This window comes from Microbacterium sp. ZOR0019, assembly GCF_000800925.1.
In the GTDB taxonomy this organism is placed as follows: domain Bacteria; phylum Actinomycetota; class Actinomycetes; order Actinomycetales; family Microbacteriaceae; genus Microbacterium; species Microbacterium aurugineum.
Genome location: NZ_JRKC01000003.1, coordinates 13,304 through 35,442 on the forward strand (window position 1 = coordinate 13,304; position 22,139 = coordinate 35,442).

Annotated in this window: 20 protein-coding genes, 1 tRNA gene and 1 pseudogene; 15 read left to right on the top strand and 7 right to left on the bottom strand. The window is 68.5% G+C overall.

What is annotated here, in order from left to right; translation table 11 throughout:
* Positions 1-84 precede the first annotated feature (84 nt).
* From L978_RS18655 to L978_RS00355, 4 genes are all read right to left on the bottom strand, one after another.
* Positions 85-237 (bottom strand): hypothetical protein, encoded by a 153-nt coding sequence (locus tag L978_RS18655; protein ID WP_197055595.1) that lies wholly within the window; start codon positions 235-237, stop codon positions 85-87.
* Positions 238-335: 98 nt separating this feature from the next.
* A complete protein-coding gene (locus L978_RS19280; protein ID WP_156118195.1) occupies positions 336-1,901 on the bottom strand; it encodes a transposase in 1,566 nt (521 codons plus the stop codon).
* Between the two features lie 62 nt (positions 1,902-1,963).
* Positions 1,964-3,154 (bottom strand): HNH endonuclease signature motif containing protein, encoded by a 1,191-nt coding sequence (locus tag L978_RS00350; RefSeq protein WP_052193228.1) that lies wholly within the window; start codon positions 3,152-3,154, stop codon positions 1,964-1,966.
* Positions 3,155-3,256: 102 nt separating this feature from the next.
* Complete coding sequence (locus L978_RS00355) at positions 3,257-4,105, bottom strand: spermidine synthase (RefSeq protein ID WP_156118196.1); 849 nt, start codon at positions 4,103-4,105, stop codon at positions 3,257-3,259.
* Positions 4,106-4,175: 70 nt separating this feature from the next.
* Here L978_RS00355 and L978_RS00360 point away from each other — a divergent pair, with 70 nt between their 5' ends.
* The 9 genes from L978_RS00360 (at position 4,176) to L978_RS00400 (ending at position 14,473) form a co-directional block, all read left to right on the top strand.
* The gene (locus L978_RS00360; protein WP_047519178.1) at positions 4,176-5,999 is read left to right on the top strand and encodes an ABC-F family ATP-binding cassette domain-containing protein; all 1,824 of its coding nucleotides are present in this window, start codon (positions 4,176-4,178) and stop codon (positions 5,997-5,999) included.
* A 94-nt stretch (positions 6,000-6,093) separates the two neighbouring features.
* A complete protein-coding gene (locus L978_RS00365; RefSeq protein WP_047519180.1) occupies positions 6,094-7,053 on the top strand; it encodes an ABC transporter substrate-binding protein in 960 nt (319 codons plus the stop codon).
* A 4-nt stretch (positions 7,054-7,057) separates the two neighbouring features.
* Positions 7,058-8,104, top strand: a complete 1,047-nt coding sequence (locus tag L978_RS00370; RefSeq protein ID WP_197055596.1) for an iron chelate uptake ABC transporter family permease subunit — start codon at positions 7,058-7,060, stop codon at positions 8,102-8,104.
* Positions 8,105-8,107: 3 nt separating this feature from the next.
* Positions 8,108-9,160 carry a FecCD family ABC transporter permease gene (locus L978_RS18660; protein WP_047519182.1) on the top strand — a complete coding sequence of 351 codons (1,053 nt, stop codon included), beginning with the start codon at positions 8,108-8,110 and terminating at the stop codon, positions 9,158-9,160.
* Positions 9,157-9,942, top strand: a complete 786-nt coding sequence (locus tag L978_RS18665; RefSeq protein ID WP_047519184.1) for an ABC transporter ATP-binding protein — start codon at positions 9,157-9,159, stop codon at positions 9,940-9,942. The genes L978_RS18660 and L978_RS18665 overlap by 4 nt, the downstream gene beginning before the upstream one ends.
* A gap of 40 nt (positions 9,943-9,982) precedes the next feature.
* Positions 9,983-11,734: a Na+/H+ antiporter gene (locus tag L978_RS00385; RefSeq protein ID WP_047519186.1), complete on the top strand. Its 1,752-nt coding sequence runs from the start codon at positions 9,983-9,985 to the stop codon at positions 11,732-11,734.
* Between the two features lie 104 nt (positions 11,735-11,838).
* The gene (locus L978_RS00390; protein ID WP_047519190.1) at positions 11,839-12,750 is read left to right on the top strand and encodes a MetQ/NlpA family ABC transporter substrate-binding protein; all 912 of its coding nucleotides are present in this window, start codon (positions 11,839-11,841) and stop codon (positions 12,748-12,750) included.
* A 20-nt stretch (positions 12,751-12,770) separates the two neighbouring features.
* Complete coding sequence (locus L978_RS00395) at positions 12,771-13,814, top strand: methionine ABC transporter ATP-binding protein (RefSeq protein WP_047519192.1); 1,044 nt, start codon at positions 12,771-12,773, stop codon at positions 13,812-13,814.
* Positions 13,814-14,473, top strand: coding sequence for a methionine ABC transporter permease (locus tag L978_RS00400; protein ID WP_047519195.1), 660 nt, complete (start codon positions 13,814-13,816; stop codon positions 14,471-14,473). Before L978_RS00395 ends, L978_RS00400 begins: the two co-directional genes overlap by 1 nt.
* On the opposite strand, the gene L978_RS00405 is transcribed toward L978_RS00400, so the two are convergent.
* Genes L978_RS00405 through L978_RS00415 form a run of 3 tightly spaced genes read right to left on the bottom strand, consistent with a single transcriptional unit; the run spans position 14,460 to position 16,417 of the window.
* On the bottom strand, positions 14,460-15,398 hold the full coding sequence (locus L978_RS00405; protein ID WP_197055597.1) for a pseudouridine synthase: 939 nt from the start codon (positions 15,396-15,398) through the stop codon (positions 14,460-14,462). The two genes, L978_RS00400 and L978_RS00405, sit on opposite strands and share 14 nt — an antisense overlap.
* Before the next feature lie 19 nt (positions 15,399-15,417).
* Positions 15,418-15,912, bottom strand: coding sequence for a MarR family winged helix-turn-helix transcriptional regulator (locus L978_RS00410; RefSeq protein WP_047519203.1), 495 nt, complete (start codon positions 15,910-15,912; stop codon positions 15,418-15,420).
* Between the two features lie 7 nt (positions 15,913-15,919).
* Positions 15,920-16,417, bottom strand: coding sequence for a GNAT family N-acetyltransferase (locus L978_RS00415; protein ID WP_047519205.1), 498 nt, complete (start codon positions 16,415-16,417; stop codon positions 15,920-15,922).
* Positions 16,418-16,526: 109 nt separating this feature from the next.
* On the opposite strand from L978_RS00415, the gene L978_RS00420 reads away from it, so the two are divergent.
* The 6 genes and pseudogenes from L978_RS00420 to L978_RS00445 all read left to right on the top strand — a co-directional run bounded on the left by L978_RS00420 (position 16,527) and on the right by L978_RS00445 (position 22,122).
* Positions 16,527-16,598: transfer RNA gene (locus L978_RS00420), tRNA-Gln, on the top strand.
* 1 nt (position 16,599) lies between these two features.
* Positions 16,600-18,030 carry a bifunctional UDP-N-acetylglucosamine diphosphorylase/glucosamine-1-phosphate N-acetyltransferase GlmU gene (gene glmU / locus L978_RS00425; protein WP_047519207.1) on the top strand — a complete coding sequence of 477 codons (1,431 nt, stop codon included), beginning with the start codon at positions 16,600-16,602 and terminating at the stop codon, positions 18,028-18,030.
* A 6-nt stretch (positions 18,031-18,036) separates the two neighbouring features.
* Positions 18,037-19,071, top strand: a complete 1,035-nt coding sequence (locus L978_RS00430) for a ribose-phosphate diphosphokinase (RefSeq protein WP_047519209.1) — start codon at positions 18,037-18,039, stop codon at positions 19,069-19,071.
* 96 nt (positions 19,072-19,167) lie between these two features.
* Complete coding sequence (locus tag L978_RS00435) at positions 19,168-19,638, top strand: FMN-binding protein (protein WP_047519211.1); 471 nt, start codon at positions 19,168-19,170, stop codon at positions 19,636-19,638.
* 13 nt (positions 19,639-19,651) lie between these two features.
* Complete coding sequence (locus L978_RS00440; RefSeq protein ID WP_047519213.1) at positions 19,652-20,533, top strand: FAD:protein FMN transferase; 882 nt, start codon at positions 19,652-19,654, stop codon at positions 20,531-20,533.
* A 15-nt stretch (positions 20,534-20,548) separates the two neighbouring features.
* A pseudogene (locus L978_RS00445) lies at positions 20,549-22,122 on the top strand (flavodoxin reductase).
* The last annotated feature ends 17 nt before the right edge of the window (positions 22,123-22,139 follow it).

Below are 22,139 nucleotides of genomic sequence, written 5' to 3' on the forward strand. Positions count from 1 at the left end.
ACATCCTCACGGATACGCGAACCGTCCGGGCCCTCGGGTCCGGGCGGTTCGTCGTTCAACCGGTGCACATGCCGGGGACGCGCCTCAGAACGGTGCGGTCACCGGATCGGCACTCGTGAAGGTCACCGTGTTCTGCGGTGGCGGCCGGTCGATGTACGTGCGACCGGTCGGGCTCTTCCACTCCAGCACGCCGCCCGAGGTCTGGTCGACGTGCCAGGGGGAGTGGTGTTTGAGCATGTGATGTCGTCGGCAAAAGGGAGGCTGTCGCGTGAATCGGTGGCGGCTTGAGTCCGCGATGGTGGAGGGCTGTTGACGGGCCGTCTGGCCCCATCGTTTCAGGTGGTGCTCGGGGTGCGGAGTTTGAGGAGGTTGTGGGCGGTGCAGATCAGCCGCCATTCGCTTTGCACTGCATCGAGGCCACGGCGGGTGAATCTTCGGTAGCCGAGGTTGTTCTTGATGTTGCCGAAGACGGGCTCGATGCTGTGCTGTCGTTTCGCGTAGAGCTTCGCGCCGATGAGGTGTCCGAGTTTGTCGTCCATCTGCTGCCGTGCGATGACGGGATCGATGTGTTCCCCTCGGACGTGGGCGAGCATCACGTTGACCCGGTTCACGGACACCGTGAGCCGGTCCGCGGCGGCGCGTTTGGAGATCTCACCACGGTCGACTTGCTCGATCACGGGGATCCATTCGTCGGGTTCGGGTTCGCTGGTGCGGGTGGTGATCAGCTCGCCGTCGGTCCCGAAGTAGCGTTTCGTCATGTCCCGCACCCAGGTGTAGGAGACGCCGAGGATCTCCCCAGCTTTCCGCAGTGACAGCTCGCCCCGGTTGACCTTGGCGAGCACGAGTAGTTTGTCGTCGTCGGGTTTCGGGGCCTTGCGCCAGGCGGTCTTGCGGGTCGCGATCAGCGCCTCCGCGCCGACGTCGGTGGTGCCGTTCGCCGCAGTCCAGTAGCCGGCGTCAGCGAGGAACACACCCACCGGGCCGGCATCGCCGGCGGCGGCCAGATTCTCCACGACCGCGGCGGCCATCGGGATGAAGTGGGGCTGGTCGTTGGTGGTCGCCGCGACATCCGCAGCAACGATGATCTGCCCCTCCGTTGCCGCGGTCTGCGCGTTGTAGCCCTGCATCACGCCCTTGGAGGCGTGCGCGATGATGCGGGAGTGCGGATCGGTGGTGTTCGCCTTCCTCGCCCCGGCGCGCCGCGCCGTATTCGGGGACGGCTTCGGGCCGGTCAGCCCTTTCCCGGACTCCCGTTCCTTGCGTTCTCGTTCCGCCACCCGGGACTCGTAGTCGCGGGCCTTCTCCCGCTGGATCTCGTCCAGCGCCACCCGGATCCGGTCGCGCCGGTCTCGGCCACCTGCCCACTGCCCGGGCAGCTCGTCACCACGGGCCACACCGAATTGCTCGTCTTCGGCAGCATCGGTCTGTTCCGCTTCGGTGAGGATCTCCGCGGCCAACTCCTCCGCGTTCCGGTTGGCGAAGAACGACGCGTCGGCCGCGATCTTCGTGCCGTCGATCGCGACCACCCCCGTGTCGACCAGCCCCGCTTTCACGCAGAGGCTGAGGACCTGCCCGAACAGCGCGCCGATCGCGTCCTGATGGCGGCGCCGGAACCGGGCCAGGGTCGCGTGATCAGGGGTCTGGTTCGCGGCGAGGACCCGGTAGGCGACGTCCTCGACCAACCGCCGCTCGATCCGCCGCGAGGAGCGTTCGCCGGTGCAGTACGCGTAGAGCAGCACGGCGAGCATCACGGCGGGATCGTAGACCGCGCCGCCGCGACCGTCCGCGCGATACGACCCGTAGAACGCGGACAGATCAAGCTCGTCGACCACATCGATCACGAACCAGGCCAGATGATCCTCCGGCAGCCAGTCCCGCACCGACGGCGGCAGCAGAAACACCTGATCACGATCAGCGCGACGCACATTCACCACACCTAATCATCCCCTGATCAGGCATAAACTCACGCACGCCGCTCCGGAGAAGATGCCGATTCACGCGACAGCCTCAAGGCGGCAAGGTTTCCGTGGGCGGTCGCCCCTCCGGTCGAGGCCGCATGATTGTGGTCGAGGTCGCACTTGCGCGCCGTGATGCCGCATCCGGGAAACCGGCACCGCTGGTCCCGCGCGCGGAGATGCCGCCGGAGATGTTCACTCGGGCGGTAGCGGTCGACAGCGAGCAGTTCGCCGGAGATCGGATGCGTCAGCACGCGGTCCCAGCTGGTCGCGGAACCTGCCAGCGTGCGAGCGGTCGTGACGTCGATGGGGATCGTTCCGTCGAGCTCGGCCGGTGATGAGGTCGTCGGAGCGTCATCGTCCATCAGAGTGAGCACCGGCACCGTGACCTCGACGCGGGCGCGGACCTCGCCCAGCAGGCTGTCCGCCGTGTCACGGCCCGCGGGGGATCCTGTGAGAACGAGGTCGGCGAGCAGATCGGCGCGCAACTGATCGACCGTGCGGTCGTCGGCGGGGAGTCCGGCGACCGAAGCATCCTGTGCCGCTCGCGCGTTCTCCTCCTTCACCGCATGCGCCATCTGCGACAGCCGGTCGAGCATGCCGTGCAGGAGGACCGCGGGTCCGCGCGCCCCCAGCTCGGCCATCCCATCGTCGAGGTCCTTCACCCACACGCGGCGCAGCTCGCGGGCATCGCGATGCCGCTCGGTGAGACTGCGCTCCTGGAACCGCTCGGCAAGACGCCGCACGATCCGCCGAAGCCGATTCGGGGATTCCGTCACGGCAGCCTCCACGGCCTCCGCGGCGTAGGAGGCGCGATCCGCAGCCTCGTCGAGATGCGCGCCCGCCTCGACGATGACCCGGGAGTGCGCGGCACTGATGCGCCCTTCGCCCTGCGCCTCCCATACCGCCGGGAATCGGTCGACGAGCCACGAGGCCTCGGCCATCTTGCGCTCGATCGTGCGGTCGCTCAGGTGCTGCGCAGCGCCGATCTCGGCAGCGACCGTGCGGATCGCCATGTCTCCGTGATCGGGGTGGGCGGCGCCGCGGGCGATGTCGACGGCCAGGCGTCCGGCCATCGCGAGCATGCCGTCGCGGGCCGCCTGCATGCTGCTCAGAGTGCTCTCCGCGGCCTCGAGCGACGCGACCAGATCGGCGAGCATCGCCATCTGGGAATCGGTCGCGTCGAGCAGTGCGGTCATGACTTCAGTCCATCACCGACCACCGATATTCGAAGATGGATTCGATCGAAACTCACGTCTCCGGGGTCACGAAACGGTGACGAACGCGATCAACGGGCGGCGCTAGTCCCAGATCGGATCGTCGGGGTCGGGGGAGTCGGTGCCGTCCGCATCGGTCATGATGCGCGCGCCGGCGATCCACGAGGTCAGTGCGTCGCCGTGGAGCGTATGAGGGTGCGGCACGCCGAGGAGGTCGGGGTTCGTCGCGACGGCGAGCGGCTCATCGCTCGCGAAGACGACGACGTTGCCGAGCGGCCCTTCGTCATCGTTCGGTTCTGCGTCCAGGACGACCGCGACATGGTCGAACACCGTGCGCAGGGTGGCCGCCTGTCGCCGTGAGTACTCGAAGGGGTGTCCGTCGAGCAGGTTGACCGCCACGACTCCCGCCGCGGCGGAGCGCGCGGCGACGCGGCGATAGAACTCCTGGCTGGCCACGCGATGCCGGATGACGGCGGCATCCCAGAGATCGACGACCGTGAACCGCGCACCCATCCACTCGCCGGCAAGCTCCGCGTCCGCGACCGCGCGCGCATCACCGAAGATGACGCGCAGATCGGTGCCCGGAGACAGCGGCAGCGCGGCGATCACCGCCTCGTAGAGGGTGGGCTCGAACTCGACCACGAGCTGCGGCGATCCGGCGCGCGTGGCCTCGACGTAGCGTGCCAGCGTGAGGGCACCGGCTCCCAGGTGCACGGTGAACAGCGGCGCACCGGGCTCAGCGGCAGCATCCATCACTCTGGCGATGTGCTGGGTGTAGTCGTATTCGAGATCGGTGGGGTCGGTCATCGAGACGACGGACTGCGGGATTCCGTCGACGCTGAGTTCGTAGCGACCGGGCCGCCTTCTCGACTGCACCAGCTTCGCCTTGCGATCCTCGAGCAGAAGGGAGAACACCCGGCGACTCTTCGGCACCCGTCGATCTTAGATCGCGAGGAGCTGGTCGGAGAACACGCCGACCGCGCGCGACTACCCTGGAAGGAACATGGCACATCTTCTCGGGGCTGAAGCCCTGCATCTCGAATACCCGACCAGGGTCGTCTTCGACTCCGTGACCCTCGGCATCGAAGAGGGTGATCGCATCGGCATCGTCGGCCGCAACGGCGACGGCAAGTCGAGCCTTCTCGGCATGCTCGCGGGGATCAAGGAACCGAACTCGGGCCGCGTCACGGTGCGCGGCGGCACGCGTATCGGTGTGCTCGATCAGGCGGACACCCTCCCCGACGACCTCACCATCAGCGCCGCTGTGGTCGGGGACACCCCGGAGTACGAGTGGGCCGGCGACGCGCGGATCCGCGACGTCATCGAAGGACTGCTCACCGACCTGCCCTGGGATGCGGAGATCGGCTCCCTCAGCGGTGGTCAGCGGCGCCGGGTGTCGCTCGCCAAGCTCCTCACCGGAGACTGGGACGTCATCGCGCTGGACGAGCCGACCAACCACCTCGACGTCGAGGCCATCACCTGGCTCGCGGGGCATCTCAAGAAGCGCTGGTCGCCGAACGCCGGGGCCCTCATGGTCGTGACGCACGACCGGTGGTTCCTCGACGAGATCAGCACCGAGACCTGGGAGGTGCACGACCGGATCGTCGAGCCCTTCGAGGGCGGCTACGCGGCGTACATCCTGCAGCGCGTCGAACGCGACCGCATGGCGGCGGCGACCGAGGCGAAGCGCCAGAACCTCGCCAAGAAGGAGCTCGCCTGGCTCCGTCGCGGCGCTCCCGCCCGCACGGCCAAGCCGAAGTTCCGCATCGACGCGGCCAACGAGCTGATCGCCGACGTACCGGAGATCCGCGACAAGGTGTCGCTGCAGTCCCTCGCGGTCTCGCGCCTCGGCAAGGACGTGGTCGATCTGCTGGACGTCGGGGTGACCTACCCGACGGCGGACGGCGGCGAGAAGGTCGTGCTGCGCGACGTCGAGTGGCGCATCGCACCGGGGGAGCGTACCGGCATCCTCGGTGTCAACGGCGCGGGCAAGTCCACCCTCCTCGGGCTCATCTCCGGCACGGTCGAACCGACCGTCGGTCGGGTCAAGCGCGGCAAGACCGTGAAGGTGCAGACCCTCACCCAGCGCCTCGACGAGCTCACCCAGCACTGGAAAGACCCGGTGCGGGTGATCATCTCCGGTCTGCGCACCTCCTACACGATGGGGGCGGGGTCCAAGGCGCAGGATCTCACTCCCGGTCAGCTGCTCGAACGGCTCGGGTTCGATTCGGCGCAGCTCTCCACCCCGGTCAAGGACCTCTCGGGTGGACAGCAGCGCCGCCTGCAGCTCCTGCTCGTGCTGCTCGACCAGCCGAACGTGTTGATCCTCGACGAGCCGACCAACGACCTCGATACCGACATGCTCGCCGCGATCGAGGACCTCCTCGACTCCTGGTCGGGCACGCTCCTGGTGGTGAGCCACGACCGCTACTTCCTGGAACGCGTCACCGACCAGCAGTACGCGATCCTGGACGGGCATCTGCGGCACCTGCCCGGCGGGGTCGACGAGTACCTGCGGCTGCGCCACCTGCAGTCTTCGACCGGACCGAAGCAGACCGCCACGGCCGCAGCGACCGCGACGACCGCCGCCACCTCCAAAGGTCTCGACGGCGCGGCCCTGCGCACGGCGCAGAAGGAGGTGTCGGCCCTCGAGCGGCGCATCCAGAAGCTCACGCAGCAGGTCAACGCCGCCAAGACCGCGCTGGCCGACCACGACCAGTCCGACTACGAGGGCCTCGGCGAGCGGATGAAGAAGATCAGCGAGCAGCAGGCCGAGATCGAGGAGCTGGAGCTGCGCTGGTTCGAACTGACGGAGGAGATCGGCTGAGGAACACGCCGACCCATAGTTAGGATTACCTACCCTAACTAAAATGTCGTTAGTCTCGGGGGCGTCCCGTTCGACGACAGAAAAAGGTCATGCCGTGAATCGCCCCCTCGTCCTCGCCGCACTCGTCTCCGCCTCCGCGCTGCTGCTCGCCTCGTGTGCATCCGCCGACGCTTCAGGGCAATCGGTGGGAGACGGCGGCGACGCCGTCACGCTGGTGCACCCGTCCATCGCCGACCTCGAGATCGAGTTCGATGCACAGCCCGAGAACATCGTGATGGATTGCTACGCCTACAGCTCCCTGCACGAGTACGGCATCGAGCCGGTCGCGCTCTTCGGCTACGAGTGCGACAACCCCTTCGTCATGGGAGACGCCGACATCAGCGGCATCGAGGTCGTCGGCAAGGACGGCGAGATCGATGTCGAGAAGCTCGCCGAACTGCGGCCCGACGCGATCGTCGGCCAGGGCCACGCCGAAGGCTGGGCGTGGTTCGACGAGGACGTGAACGCGCAGATCACCCGTGTCGCCCCGTTCGTCGCACTGCCCGGCGGCGACACGATCGACGGACGCATCGCCGACACCCGCGAGATCGCGGCGTTCTTCGGCGGCGACGTGGCCTCCGAAGCGATCGTCCAGTCCGATGAGGATCTCGAGACCGCAAAGGAGGCGTTCCGCACGGCGATCGCCGACAGCGGCCTCACCCTCATGCTCACCAGCCCCGCGAAAGAGATGCTCTACACGGGCGTCGGCTTCGCGCAGGCCGATCTGCTCGAAGGACTCGGTGCGACGATCGTCGGCGCGGACGCTCCGGAGAACGGCAACCCGTGGGGGCAGGTCGCCTGGGAGGATGCGTCCAGCTACCCGGCCGATGTGCTGCTCGTCGAAGGGTACAGCGACGACTTCTCCTTCTCCGCCGATCTGTGGGATGCGCTTCCGGCCGTGCGGGCGGACCAGCTCGGAGCGTGGAGCTCCAAGGGGGCGATGACGGCTTCGACGTACGCGGCATGGCTGAGCGATGTCGCCGACCTCGTCTCGGCATCCCGCAAGGTCGCCTGACCTCTTGACATCGAAGGTCCCTCTCGCAGAGGCGCTCAGCGACGGGGAGCGCACGCGCGCTCCCCGTCGCTGGATCGGGCTCATCCCGCTCGCGTTGCTGTGCCTCCTGGCGCTCGCCGCGAGCATGCTGGTGGGCTCTCGTGCCATCCCACCCGCAGATGTGCTGCAGTTCACGCTTCACCCTGATCCCGACGACGCGGTCTCGCAAGCCGTCCGGTTCTCCCGCATTCCCCGCACCGTCCTGATCCTGGTCGCAGGGGCGGCGCTCGGAGTCGCCGGCGCGCTCATGCAGGCGGTCACGCGTAACCCGATGACCGATCCCGGCATCCTCGGGGTCAACGCGGGTGCCTCGCTTGCGGTCGTGGCGGGGCTGGCGTTCTTCGCTGTGACCGATATCTCGCACTACATGTGGTGGTCCTTCGCGGGGGCGATGCTGACCTCCGTTCTGGTGTTCGTGATCGGGAACACCGGGGCGGCAAGGGGGAATCCGGTACGGATGACGCTTTCGGGAGTCGCACTCGGGGCGGTGCTGTCCGGCTTCAGCTCTGCCGTGCTGTTGTCCAACTCCGAGGTGCTCGAACGCATGCGCGGCTGGTCAGCCGGAACCACCGCGTCGCAGCCTCTCGACGCGACTCTCGCCATCGCACCGTTCGTGGTGCTCGGATTGGTGATCGCGCTGCTCAGCTCGAGAGCGCTGGACGTGCTGTCGCTCGGCGAGGCCTCCGCAATCGCGATGGGTGCGCACCCGAACCGCGTCCGTGTCGTCACGCTGATCGCGATCGCCCTGCTCGCGGGTGGAGCGACGGCCGCCGCTGGGCCGATCGGTTTTCTCGGGCTGCTCGCGCCGCACGTTTCCCGGATGATCGTCGGGCCGCATCAGGGATGGATCATGGCGTACTCGGTGCTCATCGCGCCGGCGGTGCTGGGCTTCGCCGATGTGCTGGGACGCGTCATCACGCCAGGCGAGGTGCCGGTGGGCGTCGTCACGGCATTCATCGGGGCACCCGTCCTCATCTGGATGGTACGGCGCTTCCGGGTCTCGGAGGTCTGAACGATGACCCATCTCGACTTCGGCCGACGCATGCATCGCCTCGGCCTTCCCGGGCGGCCGCTGATGCTGGTGGACGCCCGCTCCGTACGCGTGTGCACGGGGCTCTGGATCGTCACAGCTGCGCTCGCCGTGTTCGCGGTGTTCTCCGGATCCGCGCAGATATCGTTCCCCGAGGCCATCGCCGCCTTGCTCGGGCGGGGGGACGACTACACGACGATGGTGGTGCTCGAATGGCGGGCACCGCGCATCCTCATGGCGATCCTGCTCGGCATCTGTTTGGCGATGAGCGGCGCGATCTTCCAGAACCTCACGGGCAATCCGCTGGGTTCTCCCGATGTCATCGGGTTCCAGACGGGCTCCTACACGGGCGCGCTCATCGTGATGCTGATCCTCGGCGGCGGCTCGGCGGCGACCATGGGCGGTGCGCTGACCGGCGGCGTGGCGACGGCATTCATCGTGTTCTTCCTCTCGTCGAGACGGGGGGAGGTGCGCGGGGTCCGCCTGATCATCGTCGGGATCGGGGTGAGCGCCATGCTCTCATCCGTGAACGTCTGGATCCTGCTGAGTGCGACGGTAGAAGACGCGATCATGGCCGGGCTCTGGGGTGCGGGCAACCTTTCCGGAGTCTCCTGGTCGGCGGTCGCCGTGACGGCCGCCGGCTCCATGGCCTTCCTCGTCGGTGCCCTCGCCCTCAGTCGCCCCATGCGTCTCATGCAGCTCGGTGTGCCGTTCGCGACAGCGCTGGGACAGAACGTCCGGATCGTGCAGGTGAGCGCGATCGTGGTCGGAGTCGGGTTGACCGCGCTCGCCACTGCGACGGTGGGGCCGATCTCGTTCATCGCGCTCGCAGCTCCGCAGATCGCGCGCCGCATCGTGCGCTCCGACGGACTGGCGCTCGCACCGACGGCCGCGGTCGGAGCGCTCCTCCTCCTGCTCGCCGACGTGGTCGCCCAGCGAATCCATCCGGACTCACCGCTACCCGTCGGGATCGTGACCGTGTCGATCGGCGGGCTGTACTTCCTGTGGCTGCTCCTGAGAGAGGGAAAGAGAAGATGACCCGTCTGACTGTCGAGGAGGCCGCGCTCGGCTACGCGGACCGGATCGTCTGCGAAGACGTATCCGTGGCGATCCCGGACGGTGCATTCACGGTCATCGTGGGACCGAACGCGTGTGGCAAGTCCACACTGTTGAAGAGTCTCTCCCGTCTGCTGCAGCCGACGAAGGGCAGCGTGCTCCTGGACGGTGAAAGCCTGCACCGCCTGCCGACCAAGCACGTCGCCCGCGAGGTCGGACTGCTCCCGCAGGGACCGGCGGCGCCCGATGGCATCCGGGTCATCGACCTCGTCTCGCGCGGTCGCTACCCGCATCAACGTCTGTTCTCGCCGTGGTCGACCGAGGACGAGGAAGCCGTTGCAGGGGCGATGGACGCCACCGGTGTCCGGCATCTTTCGGGTCGATTAGTGGACGAGCTCTCGGGCGGACAACGCCAGCGTGTGTGGATGGCGGTGGCTCTGGCACAGCAGACCCCCATCCTGCTCCTCGACGAGCCCACCACCTACCTCGACCTCAGCCATCAGGTCGAACTGCTCGAGCTGTGTCTTTCTCTGAACCGCGACAACGGCAACACGCTCGTCGCGGTGCTGCACGACTTGAATCAGGCCGCACGCTACGCCGACCACATCATCGCCATGAAAGACGGCGCCGTGGTGGCGACCGGTCAGCCGCTCGAAGTGATCACCGAGTCGTTCGTCGCGGACGTGTTCGGTCTCGACGCCAGGGTGATCCGGGACCCGGAGTCGGGGAGCCCGCTCGTCGTCCCGCGCTGGTCGCACCGCTGAGCGAGGAATATCCTTCTCTCACCGCTGTTGGGAGGTAGGGATGGAAGGCCTCGAAGTAACGGTCCTGCTCGGACTCACGATTCTCGTCGGAACCCTGATCGCCCCGCGCGTGCGTCTCGCGCTGCCCCTCGTCCTGGTCATCTTCGGGCTGCTCCTCGGCTTCGTGCCACCGCTGCGCGAGGTGCAGCTGCCGCCGGAGACGGTGCTCCTGCTGTTCCTCCCGGTGATGCTGTTCTGGGAGAGCCTGACGACCTCATTGCGGTCGATCCGCCGCGACTTCCGCTACATCCTGCCGATGAGCACCGTGCTGGTCGTCGCCTCGGCCTTCGCCGTGGCCGGCATCGGTGTGCTGTTCGGGATGCCGTGGGAGATCGCGCTCATCCTGGGCGCCGCCGTCGCTCCGCCCGACGCCACGGCCGTCGCCGCCCTCGGGCGCCTCCTCCCGCGACGCATGTTCATGAAGCTCAAAGCGGAGAGCCTGACCAACGACGGCACGGCTCTGGTGCTCTACGCGATCGCGGTGTCGCTTGCTCTCGGCGGTCAGATCACGCCGCTGTCGGTGACCGTCGATCTGCTGATCTCGTATGTCGGGGGGATCGCGGCCGGTACCGTGGTCGCCGCTCTCGGCTACCTGTTGCTGCGCCGCACGGCCTCGACGATCGTGATCAACGTCGCGCTGCTGCTGATCCCGTTCACGGCGTTCCTCCTCGCCGAGACGGTGCACGCCTCGGGTGTGCTCGCGGTCGTCGTCGCCGGACTCATCGTCGCCTACGTGTCGCCGCGGGTGACGACCGCCTCCTCCCGTCGCCAGGCTGATGCGGCCTGGCCGTTCGGAGTCTTCCTGCTCAACGGTGCGCTGTTCGTCCTGATCGGACTCGAAGTGCAATACGTCGTGCATGAGATCTCGGCTGCGGCGATCGGCCGCCTCGTGCTCATCACGCTCGCGGTCTGGGCGACGCTCCTGGTCGTGCGATACCTCTTCCAGCTGCTGAACGTGCCGTTCCAGCGGCGGACCGATCCTCGACCCGCGAGGGGCGCACGATCTCGGGCGCGGGTCGTGTCCACTCTGGCGGGGATGCGCGGGGCGGTGTCTCTCGCCATCGCCCTGTCCGTGCCAGCGAGCATCACCGAAGGCGGCGCTCTGAACGGACGCGATGAGATCGTGTTCGTCACCGCTGGTGTCATCCTGCTGAGCCTGCTCGTCCAGGGCCCGTTCCTGCCCGCGATCGTGCGCTGGGCCCGCTTCCCAGCCGACCACGTCGAGGACGAGGAGTACGAGCTCGCCGAGCGCGCGATCTCCGGGGCTGCCCTGGCCGCTCTCGACGACCTCGCCGCCGAACACGGCGTGGGGCAGGAGGTGCGCGACCGCGTGCGCTCCGAGGGGTATCAGATGCTCGAGTTCGCGAATGCGCGCGCCCTGGCACGGGAGCAGGCGCTGGTGGATGCGGAAGCCGATGCCCTCGACGAGATGCTGGGGGAGCCGGACCCGCTGGGTGCCGGCACCGCCACACCTCCGAGCGTCGCCGATACCGGGGTGGATCAGGCCGACCCGCCCGACGGCACGGTCCTGCAGATGATCGCGACCTCGACCGACGTCGACATCGCACAGCGCTCGCCGCTGGTCCGGCACGAGGAGCACACGCGGCTCAAGCTCGCCCTCCTCGACCGGAAGCGCGAGGTGCTGTTGGGGCTCCGCGGTGCCGGCACCGTCGATGACGTCGTGGTGCGCCGGATCTCCGCCCGCCTCGACCTCGAGCAGGTGCGGCTGCAGGGCATCGAGGAGTTCGACTGAGCCCGGCGGCACCCGCTCGTGACGCCGTGTGACAGACCGATTCCGCGCGCGGGGGGAGGCCTGTCTAACGTAGGCGAGTCCCACCAGGAAGGAACTCCTCTCGCATGTCTCGCCGCACCACCACCATCCTCGCCGCGCTCGCCGCCGTTCCGCTCTTCGTCGCGCTCTCCGGCTGCGCCACGGCGTCTTCCGACGCCGGTTCCGGGGGCGAGGGATCGTCCGGGAACGAGGTCGTCAAGATCGGTGTCGTCGGCAAGAGCGACGAGCAGTGGCCGGCGTTCGTCGACGCCGCGGCTGAAGAGGGCATCACAGTCGAGCTGGTCGACTTCGGTTCCTACGAGCAGCCGAACCCCGCGCTGACCGAGGGGGAGATCGACCTCAACCAGTTCCAGCACATCGTCTACCTCGCCGAGTACAACAACGCCTCGGGCTCCGACCTCACCCCGATCGGCTCGACCGCGATCTACCCGCTCGGCCTGTACTCGACGAAGTACGACGACGTCGACAGCATCCCCGAGGGGGAGACGGTCGCGGTTCCGAACGACGCCTCCAACCAGGCCCGTGCGCTGAACGTGCTGCAGCAGGCCGGCCTCGTCGAGCTCAAGAGCGGTGGAACACCGTACTCGGACCTCGCCGACGTCGACACCAGCAAGTCGAAGGTCGAGGTCACGGCGCTCGAGGCCGCGCTCATCCCGACCTCGCTCCCGGACGTGGCCGCCGCGATCATCAACAACGACTTCGTGCAGGACGCGGGTCTCACGTTCGATGACGCGATCGCGCAGGATGACCCCGAAGACGCCAGTGCCCTTCCGTACGTGAACGTCTTCGCGGCCCGCGCCGAAGACGCCGACAACGAGACGTACCGCACGCTGGTCGAGATCTTCCAGACGAACGAGGCCGTGCAGAAGGGTCTGCTCGACTCCTCCGGTGGCACCGCGGTGGCGCTGCAGACGCCGGTGGAGGATCTGGTCGCCTCACTGAAGAAGGTTCAGCAGGACGCCGCGGACAAGAAGTAGGACCGGGACCGGAGCAGCACATGTCGATCGTCACTCTGACGAACGTCTCCAAGACCTATCCGCCGCGCAGCCGTGAGGGCGCCGAAGTGGTCGCCGTGGACGACGTCTCCCTCTCCATCGAGAAGGGCGACGTCTTCGGCATCATCGGCTATTCCGGGGCGGGCAAGTCCACGCTCGTGCGTCTGATCAACGCGCTCGAACCGGCCACGAGTGGCACCATCACGGTGGACGGCGTCGACATCACCGCGCTCACCGAGCGCCAGCTGCGCACGGTCCGCGGCGGGATCGGCATGATCTTCCAGCAGTTCAACCTGTTCTCCTCGCGCACGGTCAAGGCCAACATCGCCTACCCGCTCACGCTCGCCGGGTGGTCGAAGCCCGACATCGAGAAGCGCGTCGCCGAACTGCTCCGCTTCGTGGGCCTCGCCGACAAGGCCAAGGCCTACCCCGAGCAGCTCTCCGGCGGGCAGAAGCAGCGCGTCGGCATCGCCCGCGCTCTCGCCACGGGCCCCGCGATCCTGCTCGCCGACGAGGCAACCAGCGCTCTCGACCCCCAGACCACTCACGAGGTGCTCGACCTGCTCCAACGGGTCAACAGGGAGCAGGGCGTCACGATCGTCGTCATCACGCACGAGATGGATGTGATCCAGACGATCGCGACGAAGGTGGCCGTGATGGAGAACGGCCGCGTGATCGAACAGGGCGACGTGTTCGACGTCTTCTCCTCGCCGCAGAACCCGGCGTCGCAACGGTTCGTCGGGACGGTGGTGAAGGGCGTGCCCTCGCCGTCCGAGCGCTCCGTCCTGCGCGAGCGGCATCAGGGGCGCCTGGTCACGTTCTCGTTCCGTGACGGCGACTCCTCACAGGCTCAGGTCTTCCTCGATCTCGCCGGTGCCGGGCTCGACTTCGAGCTCGTGTACGGAGGGATCAACGACATCCGCGGGCGCGCGTTCGGACACCTCACGCTCGCGATCCGTGGTGACGACGCCGTGATCGATCGCACCCTCGCCGAGATCGCGCAGCGCGTCGAAGTCACCGAGATCGCCGGAGAGGAGGCCCGCTGATGGATCGCTTGAACGAACTGTGGCCCGAGCTGTGGAAGGCCGCGCTCGAAACGCTCTACATGACGACGTTCGCGCTCGTCCTCGGTGGCATCCTCGGCCTGGCGATCGGCGTCATCCTCTACGTCACCCGCCCCGGCGGACTCGCGCAGAACAAGCCGGTCGCGCTCATCGCCAACCTCGGGGTGAACTTCTTCCGCCCGATCCCGTTCGTCCTCTTCGTGGCGGTCGCCCAGCCGTTCGCCCGTGCGGTCGTCGGCACGGGGATCGGCACCACCGCCGGCGCGTTCATGATCGCTCTCGCCGCCGCCTTCGCGATCGGCCGCATCGTCGAGCAGCACCTCGTCTCGGTCTCGCCCGGCGTGATCGAAGCCGCCCGCTCGATGGGCGCCGGTCCGTGGCGCATCCTCTTCACCGTGGCGATCCCCGAGTCGCTCGGCCCGCTGATCCTCGGCTACACGTTCATCCTGGTCGCGCTCATCGACATGACGGCGATGGCCGGACTGATCGGCGGCGGCGGTCTCGGCGCGTTCGCCCAGATCTACGGGTTCCGGCAGTTCGAACCGGTCGTGATGTGGGTGGCGATCGTCCTGATCGTGGTGTTCGTGCACCTCGTGCAGATGCTCGGCACGCGGCTCGCGCGCAAGGTCATGCGTCGCTGACGGGAGCACCGGTGCGGGGAGCGTGCTGCAGCGTGCGGCGTGTGCGGAAGACCCGCTCCGTGCCGGTGAGCGGATCGACGAAGCGCAGTTCGCGCGCGAGCAGCTGCAGCGGACGCTCGAAGTCGTCCGGCAGATCGTCGAGAAGGTCGGGGTAGAACCGATCGTTCAGGATGCCGATGCCGAGGGCGGCGAGATGCACACGCAGCTGGTGCATCTTGCCGCTGTGCGGGCGGAGGAGGGTGTGCACGACGCGCTCGTCGCTGTCGATGAGCTCGACGAGCGTCTCGGAGTTCGGCTCCTTCGTGTCGTCGACCTGCACGCGCACCTGACCGCGCGCCTTCACGATGTTGTTGCGGTAGACCACGGGGAACGAGGGGAGCGTCCCGCTCGCAGGGCGTGCGGACACGGCTTCGTACACCTTCTGCACCTGCCGGTTCTCGAACAGCAGCTGGTACGCGCCGCGCGTCGCCGGACGTGTCGCGAACATCAGCAGCCCGGCTGTGGCCCGATCGAGGCGATGGATGGGGGCCAGGTCGGGGTTGTCGAGCAGGTTGCGCAGTCGGACCAGCGCGGAATTCTGCAGGAACTTCCCGCCGGGGGTGGTGGGCAGGAAATGCGGCTTGTCGACGACGACGAGATGGTCGTCCTGATGCAGGATCTCGATCTCGAACGGGATCCGTGTCTCGACGGCGGGCTCGCGGTAGTACCAGACGAACTCGACGCTGCCCAGCGGCGCATCACGCGGGACGGGAGAGCCGTCGGCACGCACGATGTCGCCGCGGTCGAAACGCTCGAGCAGTCGCTCCGGGTCGAGGTGGAAGAAGCGCTCGACCATATAGGCGGCAGCCGTCGGCCACGGGCCGGTGAGCGGCACGTGCAGCCGCGTCGCGCCCACGCCGTCGCGGACGGGGAGGGGAGAGGGCATGCCCATCAGCGGCCTCCGGTCACGAGTCGAAGCTCAGGCTCAGCTTGCGCAGGAGTCCGGCGAGGCGCTCGCGGTCCGAGCGGGAGAGAGCCTGCAGGAGATCGGCCTCCACATCGACGAGACGCGTGATGGCGGCATCCACGCGGATCCGGCCGTCGTCGGTGAGGGTCACCAGCACGCTGCGTCCGTCCCCGGGGTCGGCCTCCCGGCGAACGAAGCGACGCCCGACCAGGCGGTCGATCCGGTTCGTCATCGTGCCGCTCGACACCAGCGTCTGCTGCAGGAGCTGCTTGGGGGAGAGCTGGAACGGGGCACCAGCCCGGCGCAGTGCGGACAGCACGTCCCATTCCCAGTGCTCGAGGTCGCTGCGGCGGAAGACCTCACGCCGTGCGCGGTCCAGGTGCTTCGACAGCCGGTCCATCCGCGACAGGACCTCAAGGGGGGAGAAGTCGAGGTCCGGCCGTTGCGTGTTCCACGCGCCGACGATCCGGTCGACCTCATCCACCTCGCTCATCCGCCCATTATCGCGCGTGCGGAGAGGTGAGCCCGGACGCTGCGGGCAGGTCGACCGCCATGAAGGTGCTGTGCGGGTCGAGCACGTAGGTTCCGAACGGCCCGCACACGCGGAAGCCGGCCGCGGCGTACAGCGCGCGCGCCGGCACGAAGAACTCCGCACTCCCGGTTTCGAGCGAGACCCGGCGGATGCCGCGGGCCTCGGCGTCAGCCAGGAGGAACGCGAGCATGGTGCGACCGAGACCGCGTCCGCGCAGAGCGGGGTCGGTGCGCATCGACTTGATCTCCTCGTGCCCGTCTTCGACGGCCGCCAGAGCACCGGTGGCGATGGGGCGGCCGTCGAGGCGCCCGGCGAACAAGCGCACGCCCGGGGCGAGCAGACGCTCGAACGCCAGTGCATGGCGGCTCTCCGCCGGCGCGGTGTGCTCCAGCTCGGCGTGATGGGCGACCAGGAATTCGGCGAGGTCGGGGCGTGCACCCACCACCCGTTCGATCGACATGCTCATGACGCCAGCATCCCAGAGCGGTGTTTCGGAAGGATGACGGGGGGCGTGTCAGCGGATCCGGGGCCGGAGCATGGCAGACTTGACCGGTGGCGTCCTCGGGACGGCGCGGTCCGCCGTGGTGTAATGGCAGCACGACAGCCTTTGGAGCTGTGAGGTCTAGGTTCGAGTCCTGGCGGCGGAGCATGACTGGGAACAACCTCGCCATCATCGTCCTGGCCGCGGGCCAGGGCACCCGAATGAAGTCGCGCCTCCCGAAGGTGCTGCATCCGATCAGCGGACGCCCGCTCGTCGGGCACGTGCTCACCACCGCCGGACGGCTGCAGGCCGCGCACGTCGAGGTCGTCGTGCGGCACGAGCGCGACCAGGTCGTCGCCGCCCTGACCGAGGACTACCCCGGTGTGGTGTTCGTCGACCAGGACGACATCCCCGGCACCGGACGCGCTGTGCAGGTGGCCGTCGACGCTCTCCCCGCCGACTTCGACGGCGATGTGCTCGTCCTCTCCGGCGACTGCCCGCTGGCGGATGCGGAGACGCTCTCCGCCTTCCTGGCGGAGCACCGGGCCTCCGGTGCGCCGGCCACGCTGATGACCGCACTGGTCGATGACCCGACCGGCTACGGCCGCGTCGTGCGCGATGCCGACGGGGGAGTCGACCGCATCGTGGAGCAGAAGGACGCGAATGCCGAAGAGGCCGCCGTCCGCGAGATCAACGCCGGGATGTACGTGTTCCGCGCTGCGACGCTGCGGGACTACCTCCCTCGGGTCGGGGTCGACAACGCCCAGGGCGAGATGTACCTGACCGATGTCCCCGGACTGCTCCGCCGCGACGGCGATCGGGTGGCGGCCTCGGTCGTCTCCGACATCTCCGTCACCTTCGGCGTCAACGATCGTGCCCAGCTCGCCGAGGTCGGCCGTCTGCTCAATCAGCGCATCGTGCGCCGCTGGCAGCTCGAAGGCGTCACCGTGATCGACCCGGCCACGACCTGGATCGATGACGATGCGACGCTCTCGCCCGACGTCACGATCCTCCCGAACACCCAGATCCTGCGGGCTACGGCGATCGCCTCCGGCGCGGTCATCGGTCCAGACACGACTCTGGTCGACTGCGAGGTCGGCGAGGATGCGGTCGTCCGCCGTACGGACGCCACGCTCGCGGTGATCGGCGCCGAAGCGACGGTGGGCCCGTTCTCCTTCCTCCGCCCCGGCACGGTCCTGGGCGCCAAGGGCAAGATCGGCGCGTACGTCGAGACCAAGAACGCCGAGATCGGCGAAGGCAGCAAGGTGCCCCATCTCTCCTACGTGGGCGACGCCACGATCGGACGCGGCGTGAACCTCGGCGCGAGCACGATCACCGCCAACTACGATGACGTCAACAAGCACCGGACCGAGATCGGCGACGAGGTGCACACCGGGTCGCACACGGTGCTCGTGGCGCCCGTTAGGCTGGGAGCCGGTGCGAAGACCGGTGCAGGCGCCGTCGTCCGCAAGGACGTCCCCGCCGGCGCTCTGGCCATGAGCGTCGCCCCCCAGCGCAACATCGAGGGCTGGGTCGAGAAGAACAGAGCAGGGACGGGCGCGGCGGATGCTGCGTCCCGCGAGAATTCAGCGGAATAGGCGGACATGGCGCGCAAGAAGAAGACGGTCGATCTGGATCGCGACAACGGCGTGGCACCGGGGATCATCGCCAAGACCAAGAAGCGGCTCGTCGTCGCCGGTGGCCGCTCGCACCCCGAGCTCACCGCAGCCGTCGCCGAGGCGCTCGGCACCGAGATCGCGCCGGTCGAGCACCGCACGTTCGCATCGGGTGAGATCTACGCCCGCTTCGAGGTGTCGATCCGTGGAGTGGATCTCTTCCTCATCCAGACGTTCGGCGAGCCGGTCAACGAGTGGCTCATGGAGACGCTGATCATGATCGACGCGGCCAAGCGCGCGTCGGCCAAGCGCATCACCGTCGTCGCCCCGTACTATCCGTATTCGCGTCAGGACAAGAAGGGCCGCGGCCGTGAGCCGATCAGCGCCCGACTCGTCGCCGACCTGCTGAAGACCGCGGGCGCTGACCGTGTCATGAGCGTCGACCTGCACGCGGCGCAGATCCAGGGCTTCTTCGACGGTCCCGTCGACCACCTGTTCGCCAAGCCCGTGCTCCTCGACTACTTCGAGCGCACGCTGTCGCCGGCGGACCGTGAGATCCTCACCGTCGTCTCCCCGGACATGGGGCGTGTGCGCGTGGCAGACACCTGGTCCGACAGTCTCGGTGCCCCGCTCGCGATCATCCACAAGCGTCGTGATCCCAAGGTCGCCAACCAGGTCTCCGTGCATGAGATCGTCGGTGCCGTCGAGGGGCGCACGTGCCTCCTGGTCGACGACATGATCGACACCGGCGGCACGATCGTCAAGGCCGCACAGGCGCTCAAGGCGAACGGCGCTCACCGCGTCATCGTCGCGGCGACCCACGCGATCTTCAGCGACCCGGCATCCGAGCGCTTGCAGGACTCGTCCATCGACGAGGTCGTCATCACCGACACGATCCCGCTCACGGAGTCGCGCCGGTGGGAGAAGCTGACGATCCTCCCGATCGCGCCGCTGCTCGCCCGCGCGATCCACGAGGTCTTCGAAGACGGCTCGGTGACGAGCATGTTCGGCGGCGACGCGTAACGCATCGTCGTGGCACAGCCCGCGCATAGCCACGGTGCTTACGGTCGAAGGGTCGACCACCGGAGTCGACCGACGCCGAGCCGGGAGGACCACACCATGATCCGCACGACCGTACCGACCTCTGTCCGCAAGGGATCCGCGATCCTCGGGATCGCGGGGCTCTTCGTCCTCGCCGGATGCTCCGGCACTGCCGACGCCGAGCCGCCGGCCGACGGTGGGGCGACGGCCGACACCGGTTCGTCATCGTCCTCCGGCGGCGATTCCACGGGGGACTACGCCGATGGCACCTACACGGCCGACGGTTCGTACCAGACGCCCGAGACGGTCGAGCAGATCTCCGTCACCCTGACCCTCGCGGACGGCGTCGTGACCGACGTCGAGGTCACGGGTGACCCGAAGGCGCCTGAGACCGAGCAGTACCAGGGGCAGTTCATCGCCGGAATCGCGGACGAGGTCGAGGGCGTCGCGCTCGACGAGTTGAACGTGAGTCGCGTCGCCGGTTCCTCGCTCACCAGTGGCGGGTTCAACGAGGCCGTCGCGTCGATCAAGGAGCAGGCGGCCGCCTAGGCGCCTGACGCCCATGGCGACCTGGCGCTTCGAGGCGATCGGAACGCACTGGGAGATCGAGACCGGCGATCCGCTTCCGGACGCCGAGCGCGTCGAGGTCTCGGCCGTGATCGCACAATTCGACCGCGAGTGGTCCCGCTTCCGCGACGACTCGGAGGTCATGCGGCTGGGGCGCGAGGGGGGAACGCTCGTCTCGGCCGATGCCGGTCCGATGCTCGAGGCGTACGGGGAGCTCTCCCGGGCGACCGGGGGCGCGGTGAACCCGCTCGTGGCCGACAGCCTCAGCGCGCTCGGGTACGACGCCGGGTATTCGCTCGTGGCCGGCGATCCGGTGCGCGCTCCGGGTGACTGGCAGCGAGACGTGACCTGGACGCCAGGCGCGGCCACCGCATCCGTCCCCGCGCTCCTCGACGTCGGGGCACTCGGCAAGGGGCGCCTGGTCGATCTCGTGATGGGCACCCTGTCGACCGTGCCCGGCGATGTGGTGGTCGACGCCGGCGGCGACATCCGGGTCCGCGGTGCGGGGGTGCGGATCGGCCTGGAGCATCCCTACGACGCACGGAAGGCGATCGGGGTCGTCGAGGTGAAGGACCAGGCGCTGTGTGCCTCGGCCGTGAACCGGCGGGCATGGGGGAGCGGGCTGCACCATGTCCTCGATGCCCGGACGGGCCTCCCGGTGCGCACCTGGGCGGCGACCTGGGCGCTGGCTGCGGAAGCGATGACGGCGGATGCGGTCGCCACCGCGCTCTTCTTCGACGGCGGCCCGGAACTCGCCGCGGGCTGGGGTGTGGAATGGGTCCGCATGAGCACCGACGGCACGGTGCAGCGCTCGCCCGGATGCCCGGCGGAGCTGTTCCTCGTCACCGCGAAGAAGCGCCCTGCAGCGACGAATTAGGGAAGAGTGGACACCGTGATCACGTCATTCGCCGCCGCACGCCAACGGGTCCTCGCGGTACTGGGTTCCCTGTCGATGTACCGCCTCGTGCTCTTCGCGCTCATCGCGCTCGCGGTCACGGCCTTCGTGCTGTCGCTGCTCGGGGTCATCGTCTCACCGACACCGGGGGAGATGGTGGCGTCCTTCCTGGTGCTGGCGGTCGTCATCTCCGCGGTCGACGCCGTGGCTCAGCGCATCCTCCGCCTCCCGTGGCGTATCGAATCGTCGCTCGTCACCGCCCTGATCCTGCTGTTCGTGCTCCGCCCCGGCCTCGCGCCGGGCGCCCTACTGGGGCTCGCCCTCGCCGGAGCCGTGGCGAGCGTGTCGAAGTACCTCATCGCGTGGCGCGGCCGACACATCTTCAACCCCGCTGCGTTCGGTGCGGCCGTGGTCTCGATCCTGGGGGCCTTCGGAGCCTTCGAGTGGTTGGGCACCTCCTCGTCGTGGTGGGTGGGGACGCCGGTGCTGACCATCCCCGTGGCGGTGCTGGGCCTCGCGGTGCTGTGGCGCACCGAGAAGGTGCGTGTGGTGCTGGTCTTCCTGTTCGTCGCGGTGGCGATCTCCGTGGTGCGCCAGGCGGTGCAGGCCACGCAGTTCGACATCGGATTCGAACTGTGGACCGCACTGCAGTTCGCCGTGCTGCAGTCGCCCTTCCTGTTCCTCGGTGCGTTCATGCTCTCCGAGCCGCTGACCCTCCCGCCTCGGCGTCGCCAGCAGCTCGTCGTGGCCGTCGTCGTGGGCGTGCTCGCCGGCTGGCCGATCTCGGTGGCTGGTCTCTTCACCCTCGGGCAGGAGCGCGCGCTGCTCATCGGCAACCTCGTGGCGTTCGTCTTCGCCCTCCGCGGTTCGGTGCGGCTGGTGCTCGAGCGTCGTGCGTTCGTCACCCCGACCGCTCAGGAGCTCACCTTCCGAGCGAAGGGGCGCGTGCGTTTCCTCCCCGGCCAGTATCTCGAGCTCGACGTTCCGCACCGCCGTCCCGATGCCCGCGGAACCCGGCGGGAGTTCAGCATCGTGTCCGCCCCGGCTGATCTGCCGGCGCTGCGCATCGCGTACAAGAACGGTGACCAGAAGCATCCCTCGAGCTACAAGCGCGCCTTGGCCGAGGCAGAGCCCGGAGCGACCTTCGCGGTCACCGGCACCTGGGGCGACTTCATCCTGCCGCGCGGAGACAGTCCGGTGCTGATGGTGGCGGCGGGCATCGGGGTGACGCCGTTCGTGTCGCAGTTGCGTCAGCTGCGGGCCACGGGGCAGCAACGCGATGTGGTGCTCGTCTACGTGGCGTCCCAGGCCTCCGAACTCGCGTTCCGCGACGAGCTCGCCGCGACCGCGTGCGCACGATCGTGTTCACCCGCGACGAGCCCACGGATCTGCCCGCGCACTGGGCCTGGGCGCAGGGGGCGCGCCTGGATGCGGAGATCCTGGAGCGCACGGTCGCCGACCTCGGCACGCGCCACGCCTTCATCTCGGGCCCGCCGCGGCTGATCGCCGACCTCGCCCCCGCGTTGCAGAAGGCTCGCAGCCTCACGACCGACGCCTTCGCGGGCTACTGACCCCCCGCCCGCCCCCG